At 63.9% G+C, this 25,108-nt stretch carries 24 protein-coding genes; 14 read left to right on the forward strand and 10 right to left on the reverse strand.

The genetic code is table 11. The annotated features are described in order from the left end of the window. Positions 1–2: 2 nt before the first annotated feature. Complete coding sequence (locus NYQ83_RS04410) at positions 3–437, reverse strand: Fur family transcriptional regulator (RefSeq protein WP_261212803.1); 435 nt, start codon at positions 435–437, stop codon at positions 3–5. Positions 438–657: 220 nt separating this feature from the next. On the opposite strand from NYQ83_RS04410, the gene NYQ83_RS04415 reads away from it, so the two are divergent. The 4 genes from NYQ83_RS04415 to NYQ83_RS04430 are packed head-to-tail and all read left to right on the forward strand — an operon-like array spanning position 658 to position 4,215. Continuing rightward, positions 658–1,539: a metal ABC transporter substrate-binding protein gene (locus tag NYQ83_RS04415; protein WP_409976977.1), complete on the forward strand. Its 882-nt coding sequence runs from the start codon at positions 658–660 to the stop codon at positions 1,537–1,539. Next, the gene (locus NYQ83_RS04420) at positions 1,539–2,444 is read left to right on the forward strand and encodes a manganese/iron ABC transporter ATP-binding protein (RefSeq protein ID WP_409976978.1); all 906 of its coding nucleotides are present in this window, start codon (positions 1,539–1,541) and stop codon (positions 2,442–2,444) included. The genes NYQ83_RS04415 and NYQ83_RS04420 overlap by 1 nt, the downstream gene beginning before the upstream one ends. Then, positions 2,441–3,349 carry a metal ABC transporter permease gene (locus tag NYQ83_RS04425; protein ID WP_261212805.1) on the forward strand — a complete coding sequence of 303 codons (909 nt, stop codon included), beginning with the start codon at positions 2,441–2,443 and terminating at the stop codon, positions 3,347–3,349. The genes NYQ83_RS04420 and NYQ83_RS04425 overlap by 4 nt, the downstream gene beginning before the upstream one ends. Beyond that, positions 3,346–4,215, forward strand: coding sequence for a metal ABC transporter permease (locus NYQ83_RS04430; RefSeq protein ID WP_261212807.1), 870 nt, complete (start codon positions 3,346–3,348; stop codon positions 4,213–4,215). The genes NYQ83_RS04425 and NYQ83_RS04430 overlap by 4 nt, the downstream gene beginning before the upstream one ends. Before the next feature lie 75 nt (positions 4,216–4,290). Here the strand turns inward: NYQ83_RS04430 and ilvD are convergent, their stop codons facing one another. Further along, on the reverse strand, positions 4,291–6,126 hold the full coding sequence (ilvD, locus tag NYQ83_RS04435) for a dihydroxy-acid dehydratase (protein WP_261212809.1): 1,836 nt from the start codon (positions 6,124–6,126) through the stop codon (positions 4,291–4,293). A gap of 361 nt (positions 6,127–6,487) precedes the next feature. Here ilvD and NYQ83_RS04440 point away from each other — a divergent pair, with 361 nt between their 5' ends. From NYQ83_RS04440 to NYQ83_RS04470, 7 genes are read left to right on the forward strand one after another with little or no spacing between them, the layout of a single operon-like run. Continuing rightward, a complete protein-coding gene (locus NYQ83_RS04440; protein ID WP_261212812.1) occupies positions 6,488–7,186 on the forward strand; it encodes a GntR family transcriptional regulator in 699 nt (232 codons plus the stop codon). Then, positions 7,183–8,211, forward strand: a complete 1,029-nt coding sequence (locus NYQ83_RS04445) for an amino acid ABC transporter substrate-binding protein (protein ID WP_314733286.1) — start codon at positions 7,183–7,185, stop codon at positions 8,209–8,211. The genes NYQ83_RS04440 and NYQ83_RS04445 overlap by 4 nt, the downstream gene beginning before the upstream one ends. Positions 8,212–8,254: 43 nt before the next feature. Continuing rightward, positions 8,255–9,439, forward strand: a complete 1,185-nt coding sequence (locus NYQ83_RS04450; protein WP_261212813.1) for an amino acid ABC transporter permease — start codon at positions 8,255–8,257, stop codon at positions 9,437–9,439. A 1-nt stretch (position 9,440) separates the two neighbouring features. Then, entirely contained in the window at positions 9,441–10,565 is a 1,125-nt protein-coding gene (locus tag NYQ83_RS04455; protein WP_261212815.1) for an amino acid ABC transporter permease, read from the forward strand. A gap of 2 nt (positions 10,566–10,567) precedes the next feature. After that, a complete protein-coding gene (locus NYQ83_RS04460) occupies positions 10,568–11,320 on the forward strand; it encodes an amino acid ABC transporter ATP-binding protein (protein ID WP_261212817.1) in 753 nt (250 codons plus the stop codon). A 7-nt stretch (positions 11,321–11,327) separates the two neighbouring features. After that, positions 11,328–12,545 carry an aminotransferase class V-fold PLP-dependent enzyme gene (locus NYQ83_RS04465; protein WP_261212819.1) on the forward strand — a complete coding sequence of 406 codons (1,218 nt, stop codon included), beginning with the start codon at positions 11,328–11,330 and terminating at the stop codon, positions 12,543–12,545. Continuing rightward, positions 12,542–13,609, forward strand: a complete 1,068-nt coding sequence (locus NYQ83_RS04470; RefSeq protein WP_261212821.1) for a threonine aldolase family protein — start codon at positions 12,542–12,544, stop codon at positions 13,607–13,609. Before NYQ83_RS04465 ends, NYQ83_RS04470 begins: the two co-directional genes overlap by 4 nt. A 70-nt stretch (positions 13,610–13,679) precedes the next feature. Here NYQ83_RS04470 and NYQ83_RS04475 read toward each other — a convergent pair whose 3' ends face one another. The 6 genes from NYQ83_RS04475 to NYQ83_RS04500 form a co-directional block, all read right to left on the reverse strand. Beyond that, positions 13,680–14,276 carry a hypothetical protein gene (locus tag NYQ83_RS04475; protein WP_128293031.1) on the reverse strand — a complete coding sequence of 199 codons (597 nt, stop codon included), beginning with the start codon at positions 14,274–14,276 and terminating at the stop codon, positions 13,680–13,682. A 403-nt stretch (positions 14,277–14,679) separates the two neighbouring features. Then, positions 14,680–15,882: a pyridoxal phosphate-dependent aminotransferase gene (locus NYQ83_RS04480; RefSeq protein WP_261212823.1), complete on the reverse strand. Its 1,203-nt coding sequence runs from the start codon at positions 15,880–15,882 to the stop codon at positions 14,680–14,682. Positions 15,883–15,927: 45 nt separating this feature from the next. Then, positions 15,928–17,424 (reverse strand): tripartite tricarboxylate transporter permease, encoded by a 1,497-nt coding sequence (locus tag NYQ83_RS04485; protein ID WP_128293027.1) that lies wholly within the window; start codon positions 17,422–17,424, stop codon positions 15,928–15,930. Positions 17,425–17,450: 26 nt separating this feature from the next. Next, positions 17,451–17,912 (reverse strand): tripartite tricarboxylate transporter TctB family protein, encoded by a 462-nt coding sequence (locus NYQ83_RS04490; RefSeq protein WP_128293025.1) that lies wholly within the window; start codon positions 17,910–17,912, stop codon positions 17,451–17,453. A gap of 22 nt (positions 17,913–17,934) precedes the next feature. Further along, positions 17,935–18,891, reverse strand: a complete 957-nt coding sequence (locus NYQ83_RS04495) for a tripartite tricarboxylate transporter substrate binding protein (protein WP_164879665.1) — start codon at positions 18,889–18,891, stop codon at positions 17,935–17,937. 26 nt (positions 18,892–18,917) lie between these two features. Then, complete coding sequence (locus tag NYQ83_RS04500; protein WP_164879664.1) at positions 18,918–19,592, reverse strand: RraA family protein; 675 nt, start codon at positions 19,590–19,592, stop codon at positions 18,918–18,920. Between the two features lie 142 nt (positions 19,593–19,734). On the opposite strand from NYQ83_RS04500, the gene NYQ83_RS04505 reads away from it, so the two are divergent. Beyond that, a complete protein-coding gene (locus NYQ83_RS04505) occupies positions 19,735–20,631 on the forward strand; it encodes a LysR substrate-binding domain-containing protein (protein WP_128293020.1) in 897 nt (298 codons plus the stop codon). A 12-nt stretch (positions 20,632–20,643) separates the two neighbouring features. Here NYQ83_RS04505 and NYQ83_RS04510 read toward each other — a convergent pair whose 3' ends face one another. Next, positions 20,644–21,504 (reverse strand): urea carboxylase-associated family protein, encoded by an 861-nt coding sequence (locus tag NYQ83_RS04510; RefSeq protein WP_261212832.1) that lies wholly within the window; start codon positions 21,502–21,504, stop codon positions 20,644–20,646. 116 nt (positions 21,505–21,620) lie between these two features. Between NYQ83_RS04510 and NYQ83_RS04515 the strand changes: the two genes are divergently transcribed. Further along, positions 21,621–22,709: a DUF2793 domain-containing protein gene (locus NYQ83_RS04515; RefSeq protein ID WP_261212834.1), complete on the forward strand. Its 1,089-nt coding sequence runs from the start codon at positions 21,621–21,623 to the stop codon at positions 22,707–22,709. A gap of 113 nt (positions 22,710–22,822) precedes the next feature. Further along, on the forward strand, positions 22,823–23,722 hold the full coding sequence (gene folP / locus NYQ83_RS04520) for a dihydropteroate synthase (RefSeq protein ID WP_261212836.1): 900 nt from the start codon (positions 22,823–22,825) through the stop codon (positions 23,720–23,722). A gap of 8 nt (positions 23,723–23,730) precedes the next feature. Here folP and NYQ83_RS04525 read toward each other — a convergent pair whose 3' ends face one another. After that, positions 23,731–24,903 carry an aminotransferase gene (locus tag NYQ83_RS04525; protein ID WP_261212838.1) on the reverse strand — a complete coding sequence of 391 codons (1,173 nt, stop codon included), beginning with the start codon at positions 24,901–24,903 and terminating at the stop codon, positions 23,731–23,733. Between the last annotated feature and the right edge of the window lie 205 nt (positions 24,904–25,108).

The raw sequence follows: 25,108 nt of genomic DNA on the forward strand, positions 1-25,108 counted from the left end.
CCTCAGCCGCGGCGCCGGCCGATCTTGCGCACATAAAGCTCCAGCCGGTGCGAGACGATCTCGTAGCCGAGCGAGCGGGCGATCTCTTCCTGCAGAGCCTCGATCTTATCGGATCGGAACTCCACCACCTCACCCGTGTCCGTATCGATCAGGTGGTCGTGATGGGTGCCGCCAGCCGGCTCGAACCGCGACGGCCCGCCCTCGAAGACATGACGCTGGATGGCGCCGCGATCTTCCAGGATCTTCATTGTCCGGTAGACGGTCGAGAGCGAGACACTCGCATCGATCTCTGAGGCGCGCCGGAAGATTTCCATCGCGTCCGGGTGCTTTTCGCCCTCTTCCAGGATCTTCAGGATCGTCTTGCGCGCACGCGTGATCCGGATTCCCGCATCGCGCAGCTCTTTCTCGTAATCGCGGCGTTTCTTGACTTCACCCATTGTCCCCCTCTAGCGCCTGATAGGACGGCTGCAAAGGCCGCATAGACCGCAAAACGCCCGCTTCCCCGCGTCTTTCACCGTGAAGCACGCAGAGGCGAAAGTCTTACATTTTTGCAAATGGTTTGCACTTGCATTCGCAACTGTGCCCTGTCATTTGAAAGAGGCGCCGGCGGAAAAGCCGCGTTGACCGATGGAGAACGCTTTGACGACGAAGCTTCGTTTGCTTGCTGCGCTGACAGCGCTGCCTTTCTTTTGGGTCGGCAGCCAAAACGTGGCGGCAGCGGAAAAGCTAAAGGCCGTCACCACGTTCACGATCATCGCCGACATGGCGCAGAACGTCGCTGGCGATGCAGCAGAGGTTCAATCGATCACCAAGCCCGGCGCGGAGATCCACAATTACCAGCCGACACCGCGCGATCTTCTGCGCGGGCGCGATGCCGACCTCGTTCTGCGCAACGGGCTCAATCTGGAGCTCTGGTTTGAACGCTTCCTCGCCAATCTCGGCGATGTGACCAACGTCGTCGTCTCCGATGGCGTGGAGCCGATGAGCATTTCGCAGGGGCCCTATAACGGCAAGCCGAACCCGCATGCCTGGATGTCGCCGACGAGCGCCCTCATCTATGTCGACAATATCCGCGACGCCTTCATCACCGCAGATCCAGACAATGCCGCGACCTACGAAGCGAATGCCGCGGCCTACAAAGAGAAAATTGCGGCGGTCATCGCGCCCATCCAAGCAGAGCTTGAAAAAATCCCGGACGACAAACGGTGGCTCGTCACCAGCGAGGGCGCGTTCAGCTACCTCGCCCGAGATTTCGACCTCAAAGAACTCTATCTCTGGCCGATCAACGCCGATCAGCAGGGCACGCCGCAGCAGGTGCGCGCCGTCATCGACGCCATTAATGAGCACGACATCGCCTGCATCTTCAGCGAAAGCACCGTCTCCGCCAAGCCGGCCGAGCAGGTCGCGCGCGAGACCGGCGCCACCTATGGCGGCGTGCTCTACGTCGATTCCCTGAGTGACGGAAACGGGCCGGTGCCGACCTATCTCGACCTTCTGCGCGTCACCTCCGACACGATCGCAAAGTGCCTCGTGCCATGATGATGTCGTCCGACCCGCTCACCCCGCGCCCAGATCCCGCGCCCGCACCGGACGATCCTTCGGGCATCGCTGTCCGCCATGCCACCGTGACCTATCGCAACGGCCACACCGCCTTGCGCGATGCGAGCTTCGAGATCCCGACCGGGACGATCACAGCCCTCGTCGGCGTCAATGGCAGCGGAAAATCCACCCTCTTCAAGGCGATCATGGGCTTCGTGCCGGTCGCCGGCGGCTCGATTTCCGTGCTTGGCGGCAGCGTCGAGGCGGCGCTGAAAAAGAACCTCGTCGCCTATGTGCCGCAGAGCGAAGAGGTGGACTGGAATTTTCCCGTTCTCGTCGAAGACGTCGTCATGATGGGCCGCTACGGGCGCATGAACTTTCTGCGCCGGCCGAAGCGCGCCGATCACGACGCGGTTGCGTCCGCGCTCGCGCGCGTCGGCATGAGCGATTTCCGCAAGCGCCAGATCGGCGAACTTTCAGGCGGCCAGCGCAAACGGGTTTTTCTCGCCCGCGCGCTCGCCCAGGATGGGCGCGTCATCCTCCTCGACGAGCCGTTTACCGGCGTCGACGTGAAAACCGAGGATGCAATCATAGCGCTCCTGCGCGATCTGCGCGCGGAAGGACGCGTGATGCTCGTCTCCACACATGATCTCGGCTCGGTGCCGGAATTCTGCGATCGCGCCGTTCTCGTCAAGGGCACGGTGCTCGCTTCCGGGCCGACGGACGAGATATTCACGCGCGCCAATCTGGAACGCACCTTCGGCGGCGTCCTGCGCCATTTCGATCTCGCCGCCACCGATCAGGGCCGGCCGATCGGCATGATCTCCGACGACGAAAAACCCTTCCTCGTCTATGGCGAGCGCGACGAGGCCTCGCCGCCGAAGAAGGATGCGGAGCGGCCATGAGCCAGCTTCTGGAACCCTTCGCCTATCAATACATGGTCAACGCCATGTGGGTGAGCGCGCTCGTCGGCGCCACCTGCGCCTTCCTCTCCGCCTATCTCATGTTGAAGGGCTGGTCGCTCATCGGCGACGCGCTCTCCCATTCCATCGTTCCGGGCGTCGCCGGCGCCTATATGCTCGGCCTGCCTTTCTCCTTCGGGGCCTTCCTCGCCGGCGGGCTCGCGGCCGGCGCCATGCTCTTCCTCAACAACCGCACCAAGCTGCGCGAAGACGCCATCATCGGTCTCATCTTCACGTCCTTCTTCGGGCTCGGCCTCTTCATGGTGTCTTTGTCGCCCGCGGCCGTCGACATCCAGACGATCGTGCTCGGCAACATTCTGGCGATCACCCCCGCCGACACGACGCAGCTCGTCATCATCGCCGCCGTCTCGCTCACCATCCTTCTCGCCAAGTGGAAGGATCTGATGGTGGTGTTCTTCGACGAGAACCATGCCCGCTCGATCGGCATCAATCCGGGCCTCATGCGGCTCGTCTTCTTCACGCTGTTGAGCGCCTCCACCGTCGCCGCGCTGCAGACGGTCGGCGCCTTCCTGGTCATCGCCATGGTGGTGACGCCGGGCGCCACGGCCTATCTTCTGACCGACCGCTTCCCCCGCCTCATCGCTCTCAGCGTCGCAATCGGGGCCACGACGAGCTTCGTCGGCGCCTATGCGAGCTATTTTCTGAACGGCGCCACCGGCGGCATCATCATCGTTCTGCAGACGCTGATCTTCCTCATCGCCTTCGTCGTGGCGCCCAAGCACGGGCTTCTCGCTGCAAAGCGCCGCGCCCGCGAGGCGCTCAGGGAAGATGCCGGGACGCGCGAGCCGCATGCTTTGGCCGAACTGCAGCCGGGAGACCCGGCATGAACGCGCTCGACCTCGCAGTCCTGCCCTTCGCCCTGCCCTTCATGCGCGAGGCGATGCTGATTGCGGTCCTCGTCGCGGTCCCCTCGGCGCTGTTGTCGTGTTTTCTGGTGCTCAAGGGCTGGTCGCTGATGGGCGACGCCATCTCGCATGCCATCTTTCCCGGCGTGGTGCTCGCCTATCTCGCCGGTCTGCCGCTCGTCGTCGGCGCCTTCGCCGCCGGCATGACCTGCGCCATCGCCACCGGCTATCTCAGCCAGAATTCCCGCATCAAGCAGGACACGATCATGGGCATCGTGTTTTCCGGCATGTTCGGCCTCGGCCTCGTCCTCTACACCAAGATCCAGACCGAGGTGCATCTCGACCATATCCTGTTCGGCAATATCCTCGGCGTCTTGCCCTTCGATCTGTGGCAGAGCGCGGCGATCGCGCTTCTCACCGTCGCCATCATCGCCGCCAAATGGCGCGACCTTCTCCTGCACGCCTTCGATCCGCAGCATGCCCGCGCCATCGGGCTCCCCGTCGGGCTCATGCATTACGGGCTTCTCGCCATCCTGTCCTTGACGATCGTCGGCGCGCTCAAGGCAACAGGCATCATTCTGACGATCGCGCTTTTGATCGCGCCGGGCGCCATAGCCTTCCTCGTCACGCGCCGCTTCGGGCCGATGATGCTGGTGGCTGTGTCCCTGTCGGTCGCCTGCGCGTTTCTCGGCGTCTATGCGAGCTTCTTCATCGACAGCGCGCCGGCGCCGACGATCGTTCTCCTGCTCGCCGCCTGTTTCGTCGTGGTTTTTCTGGCGACGACGTTGTCGTCGCGATTGCACAGCGCGAGCGCCAGCACCCGCACCGAGCGGCACAAGCCCGCCTGATCGGCAGGCCCCGAACGAATTCGGGCGGCGCCAGCGCCCCGTAGCGAAGCGCAAGAGCCGCCCGAAAATGTTAGCTCATTCAGGAATGCGGCGCACGGCGCCCTTGTCGGCGCTCGTCGTCAACGCTGCATAGGCTTTGAGCGCCGTCGTCACCTGGCGTTTGCGCGGCTTTGCCGGCTTCCAGCCCGCCTTGTCCTGCTCGGCGCGCCGGCTTGCGAGCTCCGCATCGTCCACCATCAGGTTGATCGTGCGGTTCGGAATGTCGATCTCGATCGTATCACCGTCGCGCACGAGGCCGATCGCGCCGCCTTCCGCCGCTTCCGGCGAGGCATGGCCGATCGACAGGCCTGAGGTGCCGCCGGAGAAACGCCCGTCGGTGACGAGCGCGCAGGCTTTGCCGAGGCCTTTCGACTTCAGATAGCTCGTCGGATAGAGCATCTCCTGCATGCCGGGCCCGCCGCGGGGTCCCTCGTAGCGGATCACCACGACATCGCCGGCGGCAACCTTGTTCGACAGGATCGCATGCACGCTCTCGTCCTGGCTTTCGAAGACCCGCGCCGGGCCTGAGAATTTCAGGATCGATTCGTCGACACCCGCCGTCTTCACGATGCAGCCGTTGAGCGCGATGTTGCCCTTCAGAACGGCAAGGCCGCCATCCTTTGAAAAGGGATGCTCGGCATCGCGGATGACGCCCGCCTCGCGATCGAGGTCGAGCTCCTTCCAGCGATTGTCCTGACTGAAGGCTTCCTGGCTCGGCACACCGCCCGGCGCGGCACGGTAGAATTCCGTGACGGTTTCTGAGGCTGCACGCCGCACGTCCCAGCGTTCGATCGCATCGCCGAGCGTCTCCGCATGAACAGTCGCCACGTCGCGGTTGATCAGCCCCGCCCGGTCAAGCTCGCTCAGGATCGCCATGATGCCGCCGGCGCGGTGGACGTCTTCGACATGCACGTCGTTCTTGGCGGGCGCCACCTTGCACAGGACCGGGACATGCCGCGACAGGCGGTCGATGTCGTCCATGGTGAAATCGACCTCGCCTTCCTGGGCGGCCGCCAGGATGTGCAGGACTGTGTTGGTGGAACCGCCCATGGCGATGTCGAGCGCCATGGCGTTCTCGAACGACGCCTTGGTGGCAATGTTGCGCGGCAGGACGCTCTCGTCGTCCTGCTCGTAGCAGCGCTGGGCGAGGTCCACGATCAAATGCCCCGCCTCGACGAAGAGCCGGCGGCGATCTGCATGGGTCGCAAGCGTCGTGCCGTTGCCAGGCAGCGACAGGCCGAGGGCTTCCGTCAGGCAGTTCATGGAATTCGCCGTGAACATGCCTGAGCACGACCCGCAGGTCGGGCAGGCGGAGCGCTCGATGACCTGCACGTCCTCTTCGCTGACGCGGTCGTCGGCCGCCGCCACCATCGCATCGATCAGATCGAGCGATTGCGACTTGCCGTCGAGCACCACCTTGCCGGCTTCCATCGGGCCGCCGGAGACGAAGACGGTCGGGATGTTGAGGCGCATCGACGCCATCAGCATGCCGGGGGTGATCTTGTCGCAATTGGAGATGCACACCATCGCATCGGCGCAATGCGCATTGACCATATATTCCACGGCATCAGCGATGAGCTCGCGCGACGGCAGCGAATAGAGCATGCCGTCATGGCCCATGGCGATGCCGTCATCCACGGCGATGGTGTTGAATTCCTTGGCAACGCCCCCCGCCGCCTCGATCTCGCGGGCCACGAGCTGGCCGAGATCTTTGAGGTGCACATGGCCCGGTACGAACTGCGTGAAGGAATTCACGACGGCAATAATCGGCTTGCCGAAATCGTTGTCCTTCATGCCGGTGGCGCGCCAGAGGCCGCGCGCGCCGGCCATGTTTCGTCCATGGGTGGTTGTGCGTGAGCGATAAGAGGGCATTGGTTTTTGGTATTCCTTCTGGCCTTGTGAGGCCGGTGGCACGACAACAACGGGCAAGGCCGGATCGGCCCGTCGCGCCACGGCACGGATCCGCGAAAGGCGGACCGGCCCAGCTAATAAGCGTCCCCGCCCGGCTCGGCAACGCCCTGAGCGCAAAAGGATAAACTCGGGGCAGCAAAGAGGCTTTCGGCCCCGCCCGGTCGCTCGTGCCGCATCCGCACGAACAGGCAACCCTGCCCGGCATCTTCGTGCACCTCGCCGCGCAGCGAATTCCACAAGCTCGCACGCATTCAGGCCAGAATTGCGCCGCGCCGAATTTTTAGGCTTGAAACTGGTATACCAGTCAGCCAGTCTGAGGCTCATGGCAGTTTCCTTCGAGTTCGAGCGTGACCGCGCCTATAGCCGCCTCGTCGATTTGATCTTCGGGGGCAGCTTCGAGGAGGATCACCCTTTGTCGGAGCGCAAGCTCGCCCAGCAGCTCGGGATCGGCCGTATGCCGGTGCGTGACGCGTTGCGCCAGCTCGAGCAGGAAGGCGTCGTGGAGGTGAAGCCGGCGCGCGGAACCTTCATCCGCAAACTGTCGGCGGCCGATATCAGCGACATCTACGAACTGCGCGAGGCGCTCGAATGTCTCGCCACACGCCGGGCGGCCGAGCGCGGGCCGAGCCTCGCTTTGACCGCATGCGGAGAAAAGATGCGCATCATGGCGCGCGATCCCTCCGCCTTCACCTCGCGCGAGATCGACGACGTCGGCACCGACTTCCACGACGCGCTTATCCAGTCTTCCGCCAGCGCCCCTCTTGCCGAGATGGTGCGCCTGATGCGCATGCGATTCCGCCTGGCATTCCACCTACCGCGGTACTTCGCACACGCTCTCGTCCAGGAAATCCTGGTCGAGCACATCACGATCTTCGAAGCGATCGTGAACCGCCAGCCTGAGGAAGCCGCCGAACTGATGCGCAGACATCTGAAGCGTGGCCTCGAGATCCGCCTGGAGCTCGATCGGGCACCCGGAACAGACAAAACCAAAGACAAGACAAGAGGCACAGAGAACATATGATGAAGCACCTATTTGCCGGCGGGCTTCTCGTCGGCGCCATCTCCGCCGCCGGGCTTCAGACCCCGGCCATCGCCGGCACCCTCGACGACGTGAAGGCCAACGGCGTCGTCACTTGCGCCGTCAACGGCAGCCGGCCGGGCTTTTCCTCGGTCGACAGCCAGGGCGCCTGGCAGGGCCTCGACGTCGACACCTGCCGCGCCATCGCCGCCGCCACCCTCGGCGACGCGAGCAAGGTCAAGCTCCTCAAGACCAACAACCAGACGCGTCTCACCGCCCTGCAGACCGGCGAAGTCGACGTCACCGTCGCGAACACCACCTGGACGCGCGGCCGTGATACCGATCTCGGCCTCGATTTCGTCTCGCCGACTTTCTATGACGGCCAGGGCCTGATGGTGCCGAAAGAGCTCGGCGTCACCAGCGTTACCGAACTCGACGGAGCGAGCGTGTGCGTGCGCCCTGGCTCCACCTCCGAGCGCGTCGTCTCCGACATCCAGAAGAAGTACGGCATCTCCCTGCAGCTCGTGGTGATCGAGGATCAGAAGGAGATCAACACGGCCTTCTTCGGCGGACGCTGCGACGTCGCCGTGCAGTCCTCCTCCGGCCTCTCCTCAACGCGTGCTGCGGTCGCCCCCAATCCGGACGATTACGTCATCCTGCCCGAGCTTTTCGGCAAGGACCCGATGGGACCGGTCGTGCGGCAGGACGATCCGCAATGGCGCGACATCGTGCAGTGGACCGTCTTCACGCTCTTCCAGGCCGAAGAGAGTGGCGTCACCTCCGAAAACGTCGATGAGATGAAGGAAAGCAGCGACGACGCGGCCGTGCGCAGGCTGTTGGGTGTCGACAAGGCCGGCGGCGACGGGCTCGGCCTTGAGCCGGACTGGGCCTACAACGTCATCAAGCAGGTCGGCAATTACGGCGAAGTCTTTGACCGCAACGTCGGCAAGGGCTCTCCCTTGAAGCTCGATCGCGGCCTCAACGCCCTCTACACCGACGGCGGCCTCATCTACTCGCCGCCCCTGTGAGCTCACGTGTGAGATCGCTTGTGAGATCGATGCGACCGAGGTCATGACCCACATTCCCTCGACAACTGGAGAGAGCGCGGTGCCTTTCTGGCGCCAGCCGCGCTCTCGTGCCATCTCCTGGCAGGCGCTGCTTCTCGCGGCGCTTGCCGCCCTCGGCATCTGGCTCGTGCTCAACGCGCGCCAGGCGCTGATCGACCGTGGCATGACCTCTGGTCTCGGCTTTCTCTTCGACGAGACGCAGTTCGCCCTCGGCGAAGCCTTCTTCAGCTTCACTTCCGGTGACACCTATCTGAAGGCCTTCGCCGTCGGCCTCGGCAACACCGTGTTGCTGTCGGCCGTCAGCATCCTCACAGCCAGCATCATCGGTGCAATCGTCGGCTTCGCCCGGCTTTCGCCCAACGCGCTCGCAAGCAGCCTTGCGCGCGCCTATGTCTACGCCTTCCGCAACACGCCGCAGCTCGTCCAGATCGTCTTCTGGTACACCTTCTTCACGTTATTCCCCGCGGCGCGCCTGTCCTGGTCCTTCTTCGACTTCGTCTTTGCCTCCAACCGGGGGCTCACCATCCCGGCGCCGGAGAACATGACGGCATTCACCGCGGTCGCGGCCGCCTTCCTCGCCGGCTGCGCTCTCGCCTGGCGGGTGGCGCATCTCGCCGACCGTCGCCGCCGGCGCACCGGGCAAAAATGGAAGTCCGCAAAGCCGGTCCTTCTCGCCACCATCTTCGTGCCGGCGCTCCTCGTCTGGCTCGCGTTCGGAATGCCGCTCGCCTGGTCGATCCCGGAACTGAAGGGCTTCAATTTCGCCGGTGGCATAACGCTGTCGCCGGAATTCCTCGCCATCTATTTCGGCCTCTCCTTCTATATCGCAGCGTTCATCGCCGAGATCGTCCGCGGCGGTCTCCTCAGCGTCGATTCCGGGCAGATCGAGGCGGCCAACGCCATCGGCCTCACCCGCATCGACCTTTATCGCCGCGTGGTGGCGCCACAGGCGCTGCGCGTCATCATCCCGCCGCTCGCGGCGCAATATGTGAGCCTCTTGAAGAACTCCTCGCTCGGCGTGGCCGTCGGCTACCCGGATCTCTTCTCCGTCTCCAACACCATGCTCACCTATTCCGGCCGCACCATCGAGGTCCTGTGCATCATGGCGGCCGTCTATCTCGCCTTGTCGCTGGCGATCGGCGCGGTTGCGAACTTCGTCAACGGCTTCGTGCAGATCCCGGAGCGCTGAGATGACGGAAGCACCAGCCTCCTACGCAAAGATCGGCGGCGCGCCGGCGCGTCTGCCGCCCCTGGGCAGCACGGGTTTTCTCGGCCGCCTGCACAAGCGCTATTTCGCATCGCCCTTGATGAGCGTCGTGACGGTCCTGCTTGCCGCGATCACCGTCTGGGCGCTCACGGGCCTCTTCCGCTGGGCCATCTGGGACGCCGTCTGGTATGCGCCGGAGGGCGCCGCCTGCCGCGATGCGGCCGGGGCCTGCTGGGCGGTGATTGCCGAAAAATACCGTGTCATGCTCTTCGGCGCCTTCCCGTACGCGGAGCAATGGCGGGGCGGCGTCATCATCGCCCTTTGGCTCGTATGGGGCGTCTTGACGGCGACCAACCTCTTCGCCGTGTCGCTGCGCCTTATCGGCTGGCTCATCGTCTTCATAGCCACGATCGCGCTCCTGCAGGGCGGCATCTTCGGCATGCCGCATGTCGGAACGGATCTCTGGGGCGGGCTTCCCCTTACCTTCCTGATCTTCGGCGGCACCGTCGCCGGTGGACTGCCGCTTGCCATCCTGCTCGCACTCGGACGCCGCTCGCAGCTGCCCGCGATCCGCTTCCTGTCGGTCGCCACCATCGAATGCGTGCGCGGCATTCCGCTTCTCGTCGTCCTGTTCTTCGCCGCGCTCATCCTGCCGCTTTTTCTGCCCGACCAGCTCAACGTCGATAAGCTGGTGCGGGCAGAGATTGGCATGATCATCTTCTTCGCGGCCTATGCCGCAGAGGTGGTGCGCGGCGGCCTGCAGGCGCTCCCGGACGGACAGGAGGAAGCCGCCAAGGCGCTCGGGCTCAGCTACTCTCAGCGCATGCGCAAGATCGTGCTGCCGCAGGCGCTCGCGATCTCCATTCCTGCGCTCTTCAACGACATCATCCGCGCCTTCAAGAACACGACCTTCTTCTCCATCCTCGGCCTCTTCGACGTGCTCGGCGCAACCAAGGCCGCCCTGCAAGATCCGAACTGGGTGCGCTACGGGCTCGAAGGCTATCTCTTCGTCTTCCTGCTCTACTTCCTCATCTGCTCCGGCATGTCGCTTTACGGCCGGTCCCTGGAACAGGCCAACGCCCGACGAGGCCGCAAGGTGGAGCGCTAACGATGACGGCTCAAAAAGAACTGGTCGTCACCATGCAGGCGGTCAACAAATGGTTCGGCAAGCACCACGTACTGCGCGACGTCTCGATTGGGCTCGCGAGTGGCGAGCGCATCGTCCTGTGCGGACCGTCGGGCTCCGGCAAATCGACGCTGATCCGCTGCATCAACGGGCTTGAGAGTTTTCAGGAAGGCACGCTCACCGTTTGCGGCTCGACGCTCGACGGCACACCGGAACGGCTCGCAGAGGTGCGCCGGCACACCGGCATGGTGTTCCAGAACTTCAATCTCTTTCCCCACCTCTCCATCATGGACAATCTCACGCTCGGCGCGATCTATGCGCGCGGCGAGCCGGAAGATGCAGCGACGGAGCGAGCCAAGGGGCTGCTTGAGCGCGTCCAGCTGACCTCGCAGACATGGAAATATCCCGGCCAGCTTTCCGGCGGCCAGCGTCAGCGCGTGGCGATCGCCCGTGCTCTCATGCTGGAGCCGGAAGTGATGCTCTTCGACGAGCCGACATCGGCACTCGACCCTGAAATGGTGCACGAGGTCCTCGACGTCATGGAGGAGCTCGCCCAATCCGGCCAGTCGATGATCGTCGTCACGCACGAGATGGGTTTTGCCCGTCGCGTCTCCGATCTGGTCGTCTTCATGGATCAGGGCGAGATCGTCGAAGCTGCCCCGCCAGAGACTTTTTTCTCCGCCCCCGCCACCGACCGCGCTCGCGGCTTCCTCGGCCAGATATCCCACGCGACCTAGGACCTCAATGAACGATCCGAAAGCCGAAGCCGGCCTCGTCGGCGAGCACCCCTCGCCCCTTCTTCTTGCCGACGGCACGCCGAACTGGCGGAAAATCCGCGGGCTCTTCCCGGCGACCGAGAAGATCGCCTACCTCGATATCGCCCGCAAAGCGCTGCTGCCGGCCTTGGCCGAAGAGGCTGCGTATGAATGGTTCGCCGACATCGCCTCCTCCGAGGCCGGCCGCCACTCCTTTTCCATGGACGGTGTGGAGGCGACGCGCCGTCAGGTCGCCGCGACTTTCGGTGCCGCCCCTGAGACGATCGCGCTCGTCAAAAACACCTCCGAAGCGATCAATATCGTGGCGCAGGGCTTCGACTGGCGCGACGGCGACAATCTCGTCATCTCCGAGGCCGAACACGAGAACAACACCTTTCCCTGGCGCCCGCTCGCCCATCGCGGCATCGAGGTGCGCATCGTCCCCGCCGACCCCTCCGGCATGGTCACGACAGAAGCCCTCACGGCCACCGTCGATGCACGCACCCGCATCCTTTCAGTCGCGTGGGTGGCCTACGGTCTAGGCCAGCGCGCCGACCTCGACGCCTTGTCGGCATTCTGCCGGGCGCAGGACATCCTCTTCGTCGTCGATGCGATCCAGGGGCTCGGCGTCCTCGATCGACGGCTCGACGATTTCGGTGCGGATGTCGTCGCCGCCGGCGGGCACAAGGCACAGATGAGCGTCACCGGTGCCGGGCTCATGTATGTGGCGCCGCGGGCACTCAACCGTTTCCTGCCCCCCTTTGCAGCAAAATACTCTTTCGACACACTCGACCGCACGGTTGCCGATCCCGTCTATGCGCCGGATGCGCACCGTTTCGAATATGGCAATCCGAACTTTCTCGGGCTCGCCATTCAGCGTCGCTCGGCGGAATTTATCGCCGCCATCGGCCTCCACGCGATCGAAGAACGGGTGCACGCGCTCACCGACCTCGTCATTGAGGGGGCCGACCGCATCGGAGTCAAAGTGCGCACGCCCCGGGCTTGGGATGAACGCGCCGGGATCGTCAGCCTCGATCTTGGCGGCGTTTCAGCCGAACGGATAGAGGCGGAGCTTGCCGAGGATGGCATCCGCGTTGCCGCGAAAGACGGGCATCTGCGCGCCGCCGCGCATTTCTACAACAACGAGGAGGACGTCGCGCGCCTGTTCGACCGCCTCCAGCACCATTTGAGCCAAGCCAGACAATGACTTCTGCGACCTCTGCGACATCCGCGATCGCCATCGACCTCGTCTCCGACACATCCACCCGCCCGAGCCGCGACATGCTTGCCCGGATGATGGCGGCTGAAACGGGAGACGAGCAGCGCGGAGAGGACCCGACGGTCCTTCAGCTTTGCGAACGGATCGCCGACCTTCTCGGCATGGACGACGCGCTCTTTCTGCCGTCTGGAACGATGTGCAACCAGATCGCCTTCCTCGTCCACTGCCGGCCGGGTGACGAGATCATCGCGGCTGAAAGCGCCCATGTCTTCGGCTCTGAAGGGGCCGGCGCTTCCGCGCTTGCTGGCGCGCAATTTCACACCATCGCGACGCCGAACGGCATCTTCGACGCAGCCGCCGTGGCGGCGCATATTCGCGCGCCGCGGATGCGCCGTCCGCGCAGCCGGGTTGTCGCGGTCGAACAGACGACAAACCGGGGCGGCGGTGCGGTCTGGTCCGTCGACGAGCTTGCCGCCATCGTCGCGCTCGCCCGCGAGCATTCGCTTGCCGTGCATATGGATGGCGCGCGCCTCTTCAACGCCGTCGTCGCCGCCAACACGCCTGCGAAGGCTTTCACCGCCGGCTTCGACAGCGCCTGGATCGATCTGTCCAAAGGCCTCGGTTGTCCGGTGGGCGGCGTCCTCGCCGGATCAAAGGACTTCATCGCGGAAGCCTGGCATTGGAAGCACCGGCTGGGCGGTGCCATGCGCCAGTCCGGAATCCTCGCCGCGGCCGGGCTCTACGCCCTCGACCACAATGTCAATCGCCTCGCCGAAGACCATGCCAATGCAAGGCTCTTCGCCGACACCGTGCGCGGCCTCGACGGCGTGACCCTCTCACCGGAAAACGTCGTCACCAATATCCTGTTTCTGGAGCTCGACGAGGGGCTCGACGCCGGCACGATCGGCGCAAAACTGCAGGAGAAAGGCATGCGCATCGGCGTCGAAGGCCCGCACCGCATGCGTGTCGTCACGCATCTCGACGTGACGCGCGACGGCGTGAAGCGGGCTGCAGAGGCTTTCGTCGAGATCGTTCAAGGCATGTCTGCCTGAACCGCCTGCGGAGGCAGCTCGTTCAAAAACCCGCTCGCGCTGCTGTTGCGGCACGAGGCGCGGGCGGCTCCTAGAACGGGCTTTTCGGGCAGTAATTCTCCTGGAAATGCGCGAAAGCCTGGCGGATCTCGTCTTCGCTTGCCGCGACATAACCGAAGCGGTTGCCGTCAAAATGCTCGCAGGCATGCCCCTTCTGCGGCTCGCAGCGCTCAACATCCGCGCCCACGACATCGATTGAAATCATACCCGGCGGCGTCGGGTTCTCATCATGGCGCACCTCAAGATCGTGCGCGCCGGAAAAATCATACTTCATCGTCACGACGGTGTCGTTGCCACGGATCTTGAGGTCGTAGCGGCAGGCCGTGACCTGCTTGAGCTCGTAATCAAGCGACATCGTATAGGTCTTGTCGGCGCCAAAAGAGCGTGAGTATTCGAAGCGCCAAACGCCTTCCTTGGCCGTCGGCGTGACGGTACGCACGGCCTCATCCTCATCGACGACACGCTTCGTCTCGCCGCCCGGCCGCACCCCGGCCAGCAGGAACTCCACCGTCGCCTCCGCCGATTGGGCCCGCGCAGTGCCGCTGAGGCCCGCAATTGCCAGCATGGCGCAAGCCAGATAGGCGCAGCGCCGGCGAAGCGGGTTCAATCGAAGATTTTGCGCAGGCATGACGCCTCCATCGTTGAGCGAAAGCGGGAGCCGATCCGTCTTGCTGCGGATGCGTTTGCAAAGGTACGGACCAGGCGGCGCTTGCCACATGTGTTTGTCCCCTGAGGGATAACACGGCCGCTCATCGTATTCAGTCGGTCTTAGCGTCGCCCTTCCAACCGGGAGAGTTCGTCTCTGAGACGTTCCGGTTTGGGCAGTTCGTCAGCAACAATGGGGCGTGGAGGAAACGAAAGCGGGCAGCCAGCCTCTCGACGAGAAGGCCGGCGTCGGCGCGGGCCATGTCGGGACAGGGCGTCTGTGGGGGCAACACCGCTCGTCTCGACGAACCAACCCGCGCCAACCTCTTGGAGAACACCGGAGAGGATGAAAAGAGGCCCCTCCGACATCTTCTCAGGACCTTGCTTCAGGAGCGAAGCGCTCCGCAGGTGCGGGCAATACGGCTCGCTGCTTCCATCAGCCTGTCGTCGTCAACGGCAAAGCTCAGCCGTACATAACCAGGCGCCCCAAAGGCCGAGCCCGGAACCATCGCCACCTCACCCTCTTCCAGGATGACGCGAGTGAAGTCGGCATCGGTCTCGATTTTTGTGCCAGCCGCAGAGGTCATGCCGAGGAATTTCTGGCACCCGGCGAGAATATAAAACGCACCGTCGGGCGCCTCGCAGGTGAGGCCCGCTTCGACCAGTTTCGGCAGAACGAGGTCGCGGCGCCGGCGATAGACGGTGCGGTGGCTCTCGAGATGATCTTGCGGGCCTTCGAGCGCCGCGAGCGCTCCAGCCTGACTGATCGAAGAGGCGCAGGAGGTGCTTTGCGACTGCAGCTTGCGCACTTCGCGCATCACCTCGGCCGGGCCCCCGCCATAGCCGAGCCGCCAGCCGGTCATGCAATAGGCCTTGGAGACGCCGTTGACGGCAACCGTGCGCTCCAAAAGCCGCGGCTCCACGGCCGCAATCGAACGGAACGACGTCTCGCCAAAAACGATGTGCTCGTAAATGTCGTCGCTCAAAACGCCGACCTGGGGATGGTCCAGAAGCACATCGGCGAGCGCTCGCAGATCGGCCTCGCCATAGACCGCGCCGGTCGGGTTGCAGGGCGAGTTGAGAACGAGCCAGCGGGTCTTTTCGGTGATCGCGGCTTTTAGCGTTTCGGCGGACAGCTTGAAGCCGTCTTCCGCCCGACATTCGACGACGACGGGCGTGCCTTCTGCGATCCGGACCATGTCGGGATAGGAGACCCAATGCGGCGCCGGGATGATGACCTCGTCGCCGGCATCGAGCGTCGCCAGAAGCACGTTGAAGATCACCTGCTTGGCGCCGGTCCCGACAACGATCTGATTGGCCGCGAAATCGAGCCCGTTCTCGTCCTTGAACTTGCGGATGACGGCGGCCTTCAGCTCAGGCGTGCCATCGACATTCGTGTAACGCGTTTTGCCGGAGGCCATCGCCGCGCTCGCCGCGCGGACGATATGCTCGGGCGTATCGAAATCCGGCTCGCCCACCGAAAGATTGATGATGTCGCGGCCAGCCGCCTTGAGCTCACGCGCACGGGCGGAGGCGGCGCTGCTCGCCGAAGGCAGAACAGCTGCCATACGAGAAGAAATCTTGTTCATGGATTCTCTCTGGATGCTTGGAAAAGAAAGGCGACGGGGAGAGCGCTAGCTTGCGTCTTGCTCGCGCTTTCTCTGCTGTCGGCGTGCGAAGATCGGATAGGCGAGCGTCAAGACGATCAGCGCCATGATCGCGTAGGAGAGCGGGCTCGTAAAAAAGATCATCCAGTCGCCGCCGGAGATCTGCAGCGAACGACGAAGGTTGGTCTCCAGGATCGGACCGAGCACGAGCGCGATGACGAGCGGCGCGCCGGGAATACGCCAGCGCTCCATGAAATAGCCGAGGACGCCGAAGCCGAGCACCAGCCAGACATCGAAGAGACTGTTGCGCAGCGCATAGGAGCCGATGACGCTGAAGACGATGATGGTCGGTCCGAGCACGGCGCTCGGCACCTTGACGACGCGCGCCACCCAGGGCGCCGCGAACAAGCCCAAGGCCGCGAAGGCGAGGTTCGCCAGGAAGAGCGACAAGATCAGCGTGTAGACGATCTCAGCGTGATCGGTGAAAAGCCGCGGCCCCGGCACGAGACCATGGATGGTCAATCCGCCGATGAAGACCGCGGTGACGGCGTTGCCCGGGATGCCGAGCGTCAGCGCCGGCACGAGCGAGCCGCCAGTCACGGCGTTGTTGGCTGCCTCGGGCGCCGCGACGCCCTCGATTTCACCCTTGCCGAAGGCTTCCGGCGTCTTGGAGCGCCGGCGCGCCTCGTCGTAGCTGATGAAGGCGGCGACGCTGGTGCCGGCTCCCGGGAGAATGCCGATCGCGGAGCCGATGAGGGAGGATTTGAAGAGCGTGCGTCCGCAGCGCCGGATGACCGACCAGGCAGGCAGCGTCCGGCCCTTCGTCTTGATCATATTGCCGGCGCCGATATCGGCCTCGCCCGTACACAGCGAGATCGCCTGCGAGACGGAGAAGATGCCAATCAGGGCCGGAAGAAGCGGCACGCCTTCGAAGAGTTCGTCCTGGCCGAAGGTGAGCCGCGGATATCCGGTGAAAAGATCGAAGCCGACCGTCGCCAGCAACAGCCCCAAAGCGGCGCTGATGAAGGCTTTCGTGGGATTGCCACCCGAGACGCCGAGGATCGAGATCATCCCGAAGATCGTCAGATAGACGTATTCCTGCGGCCCGAAGAGGAGTGCCAGACGCGACAGTGGCGGCGCCACGAAAAGAAGGACGCAGACGGAGAACACGCCGCCTACGAGGGAGGCAACCAGCGCCATGCCGATCGCCTGTGCCCCCTCCCCGCGCTGGGCCATCGGATAACCGTCGAAGGTCGTGGCGATGGAAGCGTCGGTGCCGGGCGTGCGCAACAAAATGGCGGTAATGGAACCGCCGAAGACCGAGCTCGTATAGATCGCTCCAAGGAGCACGAGCGCGTTCGCCGGGTCCATGCCGAAGGTGATGGGAATACAGAGCGCGACGCCCATCGTGGAAGACAGGCCCGGCAACGCGCCTACGAACAGCCCGACCACGGTGCCGATCGCCAGGACCAGCAGGGTCGAAGGGTCGAAAATATTGGCGGCTGCCGCGAGGATCGCTTCCATACGCTCAGTTCCGTCGGGATCAGGGATTAAAGATAAGCGGCGAGCGGACCGACCGGCGTCGGAACCGCGAGAAGCAGCGAGAAGATGACGAAGATCAGCCCGGTCATGGCAACGGCCACGGCAAGTCCCGCCGGTCGGCTCAACTCCGAGCGAAGCGCGAAGAAGACGGCGAGATAGAGAAAGGTCGCCGGATAGAAGCCGATCCACGGCATCGCGACGGCGAACACTCCCGTCAGGACCACCACTTCGACGAGCGGCAACCAGACGCGTTTCGGCGCTTCGTCGGGTTCAGAGCCTTCCTCGGTAACCTCGCCCGTCACCTTGCGCGGACGCAGACTCGAGACGAAGAGAACGGCACCGCCCAGAAAGAGCGCAGCGCTCATCAACAGAGGGAAGAGCGCCGCGCCCCGCTTGAGGCCGTAGACGTCCCAGGCGGCGAAGGCTGCGATCGCCATGACGGCGATCGCTATCCATGTATCGCGTTTCATTGCGCCTGAAATCGCCGGGAGCTTACTGCCACGGGCTTTCGGCCCAGAGCTTCTTATAGCCCTCGTCCTGCTCCTGCATGAAGGCGCGATAATCGTCACCCACCAGGACGTCGAGAGGCATGTTGAGCTTCTTCAGGTCAGCCTGAAAATCAGGATCTTCGGTCACCTTGACCATCGCATCCCGCAGCTTGGTGAGCGCATCCTCGTCCATGCCCTTCGGTGCGCCGAGGCCGCGTGAAGAAGAGGCGACGATGTTGTAGCCGAGTTCCTTGCCGGTCGGGGTATCCGGCAGATCCGCATTGCGCTTGGAATCCCACACGACGAGCGGCTTCAGCTGACCGTCCTCGACGAGTTCCACCTGCTCGGAGACGTTGCCTTCGATGGCATCGATATGGCCGCCCATAAGCGCGGCTTTGGCTTCGGCATCGCCGTTGAAGGCAACCAGATTGAATTCGACGTCGGCTTCACTTTCCAGCTGCAGAACCGCCAGATGATCGCCGCCACCAACGCCTTCGTGGCTGACGGTGAGCGTCTTTTCCTTCGCCGCCGCAAGGAAATCCTCGAGGGAGGCGTAATCTGAGGTGCCGGCCACCGCGAGCACACCCGGATCGGTCACGATATTGGCGACGTAATCGAAGGTGTCGATGTTGAAGGTCACATCAGGACGCACGATCGGGCTCGTCAGAATGCCGGAATTGATCCAGCCGATCGTGTAGCCGTCGGGCTTGGCGCTGGCGATCGCGGCAAAGCCGATCTGGCCGCCGGCGCCCGGCCGGTTCACGACCACCATCGGCTGGCCGAGATACTTCTCGCCATACTCGGCGATGAGACGTGCGAGAACGTCGGTGCTGCCGCCCGCGCCGTACGGCACGATCATCTCGACCGGCTTCTCCGGATATTCCGCATAGGACGGAGAGGCGAAAATGGCGAGCGAGGAGGCCGCGAGGGCCAAGGCCGCCAGACTGGACTTGAGGTGCATAAGAGTTCCTTTCCTCTTGAATATGCTCATGGACGACCGCTTTTGCGGATCTTTTTGCGCCGGAGGAGATCTTCGATCACTTCCAGCGGGGCTTGGGAGGCGAGCGCAGCTTCCTGATCTCGCTCGAGCTGTTCGATATCTTCGATCTCGACCAGAACAACGTCGATGAAATCCTGCGGAATGACGACGACACCATCGGCATCGGCGACGAGATAATCACCGGGGCAGACGCGCGCGCCGGCGCATTCCACCGGAACGTCGACATCGACGAGAACGATGGCCGGGGGACGGGCCGAGATACCGCGCGTGAAGACCGGGAAATCCATTTCGCGGATGAGGGTCGCGTCACGCGCCAGAGAATCGGAAACGATGCCGCCGAGCCCCTGGAAGAATGCTGCATGAGCCACGTTCTCACCCAGGATCCAGGTGTTGGCACAACCTGTATCGAGCACGAGAATACGCCCCTCAGGCGTGCTGCGGATGGCGGAATAGATGTTGGTCTTGGCTTTGGTCGCGCCGGTCTTCGGAGCGTATTTGACGGTGCGGGCCCGCCCCACCAGTCGGTTCGCCTCGCCGAGCGGGAGGACGCCGTCCATCCAGCCGCTCAGGCCGAGACGAACGAGGGCATCGGTGACCGCGCCCGACTCGACATTGCGCAGGCGCTCCAGGATTTCCACTTCGGTCCAGCTGCTTTCCGTCATTTTCCGGTTATCGCCTCTCACATCGTCATGGGAGCGTCTTTGCTCCTCATTATTAGCGTAATTCCATCCTGAAATAGTGTTCGGGCAGCTTGCAAATATCGTCTTCCCATGCTCCGATAACCTGTAGTTATTGGATGCATTCATGAACTTTCGGCAGATCGAGGTCTTCCGTGCGGTGATCGAGGCCGGTTCGATGACCGGGGCTGCGGCGGCGCTCAACATCTCACAACCGGGTGTCACGAAGACGATCGCGGCCCTGGAAGCCTCCTGCGGCTATCCCCTCTTCACCCGCAGCGCCGGGCGCATCACGCCGACACCGGAAGCCCGCCAGCTGCATCAGACCACCGAGCGCGTCTTTGTCGGCATCGACGAGATCAAGCGCGCCTCGTCGAATATCCGCGATCGGGTGGCGGGCCATCTGGCGATCGCCTCCTTTCCGGCGCTTGCCTCCCGCTATCTGCCGCGCGTTCTGTCGAGCTTTCTGCATGATCGCGGGGGCGTGAAACTCTCGCTGCAGGGAACCGCGTCACGCCAGGTGATTCTCGCCGCGGCGGCGCAGCAAATCGATGTCGGCATCTCGATCCTGCAATCCGACGATGCCGCGATCGAAACGGAACATCTCCATCGCCTTGAACGGGTCTGCGTGATGCCGGCCGGTCATCGCCTCGCTTCTGCGGAGCGCATCCGTCTTTACGATCTGCGAAACGAGCCGTTCATCTCGCTCGACGCTTTCGATCCGGAGCGCCTCGCCATCGAAAAGATGTTTTCAGATCTCGGCGTCGGACGTCACGATCAGATCGAAACGCGCCATTCCGACAGCGCCTGCGCCTTCGTCGCCAACGGGCTCGGCACCACCATCGTCGATCCGTTCACGCCGCTCGCCTTCGGCGATGCGGTCGTCGCACGGCCTCTCACGCCGCCGGTCTATCTCAATGTCTGGACGCTATGGCCGAGGCACCGCATCCGCTCGAAGCTCGCCATCGAATTCGTGCAGACGCTGCGCCGTTCGCTCCAGACGCATGCACCCGGGAGCTTGTGAGGCGGTATCGCCTCACATGCCGTGACGTCGGCTGTAGGCGCTCGGCTCGGCTGGCCGCCATCCCTGCGGCTCGTTTCCGGGTTCGTAGACTTCGACAAGAAGCGGATGACAGGTGGCGGCATCGCTCGAATGCTCGCTCGAACAATCGCCGCCCGGACAGGCGGAAAGCGCCCCCAGCAGATCGATCTCGGCGAAAAACTCCAGATAATCTCCCGGCCGAACCGGCGTCGCCTTCATGAAATACTGCCCGGTGTCACGCGCAAAGCCCGTGCACATGAAGACGTTGAGGACGTCGTGCACATGCCGCTCCGCCTCGTCCAGATCGATCCCCGCCGCTTGCGCGAGCGCACGGGTAAGATTGGAATGGCAGCAGAAATGATAGTCGCAGCCAGACAAAAGCCGGTTCGTATAAGGATCACAGCGCGTGCCGATGACATCATGGACGGACCCGCCGAAGCGGTCGAAGCCGTACCAGTCGAGCGTATCATCGGTGATCGTCGCCATCGGCCGCAGAAACGGCAGGCATGACCACAGCCGATCGCCGGTCGACAGATGCGTGCCGTGGAGTGCGCGCGTCTTGCCGGAATAGAAGCGTTCGCCAAGATCCCCCACATGCCAGAGGTTGAGATCGCCGACCTGCGGGCCTTCCACCGAAACAATGCGGAAGAAATGCCCGGCCGGCACGGTGAATGTGCGGGCATCGCGCGGCGGCACCAGCGTTTCTGAGATTTTTGTCCAGCCGTCCCGCGCGGCGCGATAGGCCTTGAGATCGACCGGAGGCAACGTCGCCGTAGGATAGCAGACGACCGGTTCGACATCCCGGCGCGCGACGGCATCAGCCGGCGCGTCATGCTCTGGCTCGTTCAGCTTCATTGCATCCTCATCCTCAGATGGTTCACGCGCTCCGAGTTTGTCGACTTATCCCCGTCGCATCCACCGCGATTAGCTTGGACGTCCTTCGGTTTCAGGCCAACCCAGGGATGGCGACGATGGACACAGAAAATCTCTCCCTTCCGACGATCCTTTCCGCACAGGCGCAGAAGCATGTCACGCACAACGAAGCGCTCCGGATGCTCGATACGCTGGTGCAGCTCGCCATCACGCGCCGCGACCTCACCGCCCCGCCGGCCGATCCGGCTCCCGGCGCCCGCTATATCGTTGCGGCGCCGGGAGCCGGATCGGCAGGTGGCGACTGGTCCGGCCACGACAACGACATCGCCGCGTTCCAGGATGAAGCGTGGACATTCTACACGCCGAAGCCTGGCTTTCTCGCGCTTTCGATCGACGAGATGCTGCCGCTCGTATTCGACGGCGTTGCGTGGGTGGCGCTCACTGCCGAACCGCCGGAGACCCTGCCCTGTCTCGGCATCAATACGGGTTCGGAGACGAGCAACCGCCTCGCCGTCAAATCCAATGCCGTTCTCTTCAGCCACGACGATGTGACCCCGGGCAGCGGCGACATGCGCGTTGCCCTCAACAAAGCGGCTGCAGGGGGCGATGCCGGCTTCACCTTCCAGAGCGATTATTCGGCCCGGGCCCTCTTCGGTCTTTTGGGCTCAGACGATTTCACCCTGAAAGTCTCACCTGACGGATCGACCTATCACACCGGCCTCATTCTCGATCGCGAAAGCGGCGCCGTCACCATGCCGGCGAATGCCCGTTTCAGCGCGTACCTGAACTACGGCCAGAATTATGCGGCGGGCGCCTGGCGGGACATGCTCTTCAACAATTTCCGACACAACGATCAGCTCGCCGCCATCATCGCGAGCAACGTCCTGACCTTCACGGCTCCGAGCGACGGGATTTATCTCTTCGGGCTCGCAGGCACGTTCGAGGCCGGTGCCGGCACCCCCTCGAAGCTGCAGGTCGGGCTCTCCGTCAACGGGACGTCACCGGCCGCCGACACGATCGGTACGACGGGCGATGCCGCCCTCGTCTCCGGCGAAACCCAGGTGCAGGTGAGCGCCCTCCTCAAGCTTGCCGTCGGCGATACAGTCAGCCCGAAGATTTTTCCGGCCGGCGCAGCGGGACGTATCCTCGCTAATGAGAATTTCTTCTGGGGGACGCGGCTTCCCTGAACCACCACGCGGCAGGGAGAGCCTCCCTCGCGGAAGCTCGCTGGCGCGGGAAATCGCCAAGACCCGCGGCACGATGTCTTGCCTGCACGCCGGCTGAGTGTACCATCACACAAATGACACACTCTGCCTCGTCCGCGCGCGCCCAGCCCTTCACCGATGGTGTCGGGGACGGGTTTGCGAGCCTCCTCAGATCCTGGCGCGAGGCAGGGGACGCGCGGGTGCCGATCGTCATGGGAATCGTCAATGTGACGCCCGATTCCTTCTCCGACGGCGGGCAGTTCTTTCGCACCGAAGCCGCGATCGAGCACGGGCTCCGGCTTCACGACCAAGGCGCGGCAATTCTCGACGTCGGCGGGGAATCGACCCGCGCCAATGCCGAGCCGGTCGCGGCCGACGAAGAGATCCGACGCATCCTCCCCGTCATCGAGGCCCTGACCGCAAACGGCATTCTCGTTTCCGTCGACACCATGAAGGCCGAAGTCGCCAAAGCCGCAGTCTCGGCCGGCGCGCAAATCCTCAACGATGTGCGCGGCCTTCTCGGCGATCCGGAGATGGCCGAGGTCGCCGCACGCACCGGCGCCGGCGTCATTGCCATGCACAATCAGGGAGTGTTCGGATCGGCCAAGCCGATGGAGATCGATCCGGTCGCGGGCTGTATCGCCTTCTTCCGGCGTGCCCTGGACGTGGCTCACGAGGCAGGCGTCGCCGAAGACCGGCTCGTTCTCGATCCGGGATTCGGCTTCGGCAAATCGCCAGAGCAGAACCTTCAGCTTCTCGCCCGCTTCGGCGAACTGGAAACGCTCGGCCTGCCGCTCCTTGCCGGCACCTCGCGCAAATCCTTCATCGCCAAGATCGCCGGTGCCGACGGGACCGACCGTCTCGCCGGAACGCTTGCCACAAATGTCGTGGCGGCGCTCGCGGGTGCTGCGATCGTGCGCGTTCACGATGTGGCGGAGCATGTGGCGGCGATGCGCATCGCCGCCGCCATTCGCGGTGCCAACACCAACAGCTAGGAAATGACCTAGCCGACGGCGGCCAGCCTTTCCCGCTTCTCCCGCCAGGCGACGATCCGTTCGACGGCCGCGCGCAACGTTTCCTCGCGCTTGGCGAAGCAGAAACGGATATGCGAGCGCATATCGCCCTTGCCGTAGAAGGCGGAGAGCGGCACCGCCGTCACGCCCGCCTCGAAGGTCATCGCCCGACAGAAGGCGACATCGTCGGGCTCCGCCTCGCCGGTCGCCGCAATGGCAAAATAGGTCGCCTCAACATTCTCGACCTCGAAACCGGCGGCGCGCAAACCACCGACCAGAAGATCGCGGCGCCCCTGAAGATCGGCACGCAGCCCGTCGAAATAGGCGTCCGGCAGATTGAGCCCGAAGGCAACGGCCGCTTGCAGCGCCGGCGGCGCCGTAAACGTCATGAATTGATGCGCCCGCATGATCGGCTTCAACAGCGCTTCGCAGGCGGTGATGTAGCCGACTTTCCAGCCCGTGACCGAAAACGTTTTGCCGGCGGAGCCGATGCGCACCACGCGGTCACGCACCTCCGGCAGGGCAAAGAGCGTGCGGTGCTGCCGGCCGTCGAAGACGAGATGCTCGTAGACCTCGTCGCAGATCGCCAAGAGATCGTGCTTCAGCATGAGATCGGCTAGGAAGCGTAATTCCTCATCGCCCAGAATCCGCCCGATCGGGTTCCACGGCGTGTTGAGAATGAAGGCGCGCGTCTTCGGCGTGATCGCCGCTTCGAGACGTTCAAACGGCAGCCGCCAATCCGGCGGGGTGATGCGCACCGGCACCGGCACGGCGCCGGCCCGGCGGATGATCGGCTGATAGCTGTCATAGGCGGGCTCGAAGACGATCACCTCATCGCCCGGCTCAAGAAGACCGAAGAAGGCATCCGCCAGAGCTTCCGTGGCGCCGGAGGTCACGAGAACCTCCTTTTCCCAATCGACGCTGAGGCCGAGAAAGCGCCTGGCATTTTCCGCCACCGCCTGGCGCAGAGCCGGCAGACCGGCCATCGGCGGATATTGGTGCGGACCTGAGCGCAGGGCGGCGATTGCAGCCTCGACCACCTCCTCCGGTTCAAGCCCTTCCGGGAATCCCTGCCCGAGATTGATCGCGCCGGCCTCGGCCGCCATGCGCGACATGGTTTCGAAGATGGTGGTGTCGAGCCCACCGAAGATGGAATTTGCCATTGATTGTCCGCCTGGCTGCAAAGGAGAAGACGACGGGATCCCCGCCGGCAGCGCATCGCTCCTTCTAATTGCCTGAGGCTGATCAAGAAAGAGCGCCCGCGCCGCACTTTTGGCGCGAAGGGGTGCGGGCCGCTCGATCAGAGGCTGAGACGTTCCATAACCGGGATGCGCCCCTCAGCCGCAGAGATCCGCGCTCCTGGCATTG

It is taken from the genome of Afifella sp. JA880 (genome assembly GCF_025379905.1).
GTDB classification, from domain to species: Bacteria; Pseudomonadota; Alphaproteobacteria; order Rhizobiales; family Afifellaceae; genus Afifella; species Afifella aestuarii.

Coding starts and splice junctions, on each gene's coding strand:
- NYQ83_RS04410 (WP_261212803.1), bottom strand. CDS start 437: ATGGGTGAAGTCAAGAAACGCCGCGATTACGAGAAAGAGCTGCGCGAT.
- NYQ83_RS04420 (WP_409976978.1), top strand. CDS start 1,539: ATGATGTCGTCCGACCCGCTCACCCCGCGCCCAGATCCCGCGCCCGCA.
- NYQ83_RS04425 (WP_261212805.1), top strand. CDS start 2,441: ATGAGCCAGCTTCTGGAACCCTTCGCCTATCAATACATGGTCAACGCC.
- NYQ83_RS04430 (WP_261212807.1), top strand. CDS start 3,346: ATGAACGCGCTCGACCTCGCAGTCCTGCCCTTCGCCCTGCCCTTCATG.
- ilvD (WP_261212809.1), bottom strand. CDS start 6,126: ATGCCCTCTTATCGCTCACGCACAACCACCCATGGACGAAACATGGCC.
- NYQ83_RS04440 (WP_261212812.1), top strand. CDS start 6,488: ATGGCAGTTTCCTTCGAGTTCGAGCGTGACCGCGCCTATAGCCGCCTC.
- NYQ83_RS04445 (WP_314733286.1), top strand. CDS start 7,183: ATGATGAAGCACCTATTTGCCGGCGGGCTTCTCGTCGGCGCCATCTCC.
- NYQ83_RS04450 (WP_261212813.1), top strand. CDS start 8,255: ATGACCCACATTCCCTCGACAACTGGAGAGAGCGCGGTGCCTTTCTGG.
- NYQ83_RS04455 (WP_261212815.1), top strand. CDS start 9,441: ATGACGGAAGCACCAGCCTCCTACGCAAAGATCGGCGGCGCGCCGGCG.
- NYQ83_RS04460 (WP_261212817.1), top strand. CDS start 10,568: ATGACGGCTCAAAAAGAACTGGTCGTCACCATGCAGGCGGTCAACAAA.
- NYQ83_RS04465 (WP_261212819.1), top strand. CDS start 11,328: ATGAACGATCCGAAAGCCGAAGCCGGCCTCGTCGGCGAGCACCCCTCG.
- NYQ83_RS04470 (WP_261212821.1), top strand. CDS start 12,542: ATGACTTCTGCGACCTCTGCGACATCCGCGATCGCCATCGACCTCGTC.
- NYQ83_RS04475 (WP_128293031.1), bottom strand. CDS start 14,276: ATGCCTGCGCAAAATCTTCGATTGAACCCGCTTCGCCGGCGCTGCGCC.
- NYQ83_RS04480 (WP_261212823.1), bottom strand. CDS start 15,882: ATGAACAAGATTTCTTCTCGTATGGCAGCTGTTCTGCCTTCGGCGAGC.
- NYQ83_RS04485 (WP_128293027.1), bottom strand. CDS start 17,424: ATGGAAGCGATCCTCGCGGCAGCCGCCAATATTTTCGACCCTTCGACC.
- NYQ83_RS04490 (WP_128293025.1), bottom strand. CDS start 17,912: ATGAAACGCGATACATGGATAGCGATCGCCGTCATGGCGATCGCAGCC.
- NYQ83_RS04495 (WP_164879665.1), bottom strand. CDS start 18,891: ATGCACCTCAAGTCCAGTCTGGCGGCCTTGGCCCTCGCGGCCTCCTCG.
- NYQ83_RS04500 (WP_164879664.1), bottom strand. CDS start 19,592: ATGACGGAAAGCAGCTGGACCGAAGTGGAAATCCTGGAGCGCCTGCGC.
- NYQ83_RS04505 (WP_128293020.1), top strand. CDS start 19,735: ATGAACTTTCGGCAGATCGAGGTCTTCCGTGCGGTGATCGAGGCCGGT.
- NYQ83_RS04510 (WP_261212832.1), bottom strand. CDS start 21,504: ATGAAGCTGAACGAGCCAGAGCATGACGCGCCGGCTGATGCCGTCGCG.
- NYQ83_RS04515 (WP_261212834.1), top strand. CDS start 21,621: ATGGACACAGAAAATCTCTCCCTTCCGACGATCCTTTCCGCACAGGCG.
- folP (WP_261212836.1), top strand. CDS start 22,823: ATGACACACTCTGCCTCGTCCGCGCGCGCCCAGCCCTTCACCGATGGT.
- NYQ83_RS04525 (WP_261212838.1), bottom strand. CDS start 24,903: ATGGCAAATTCCATCTTCGGTGGGCTCGACACCACCATCTTCGAAACC.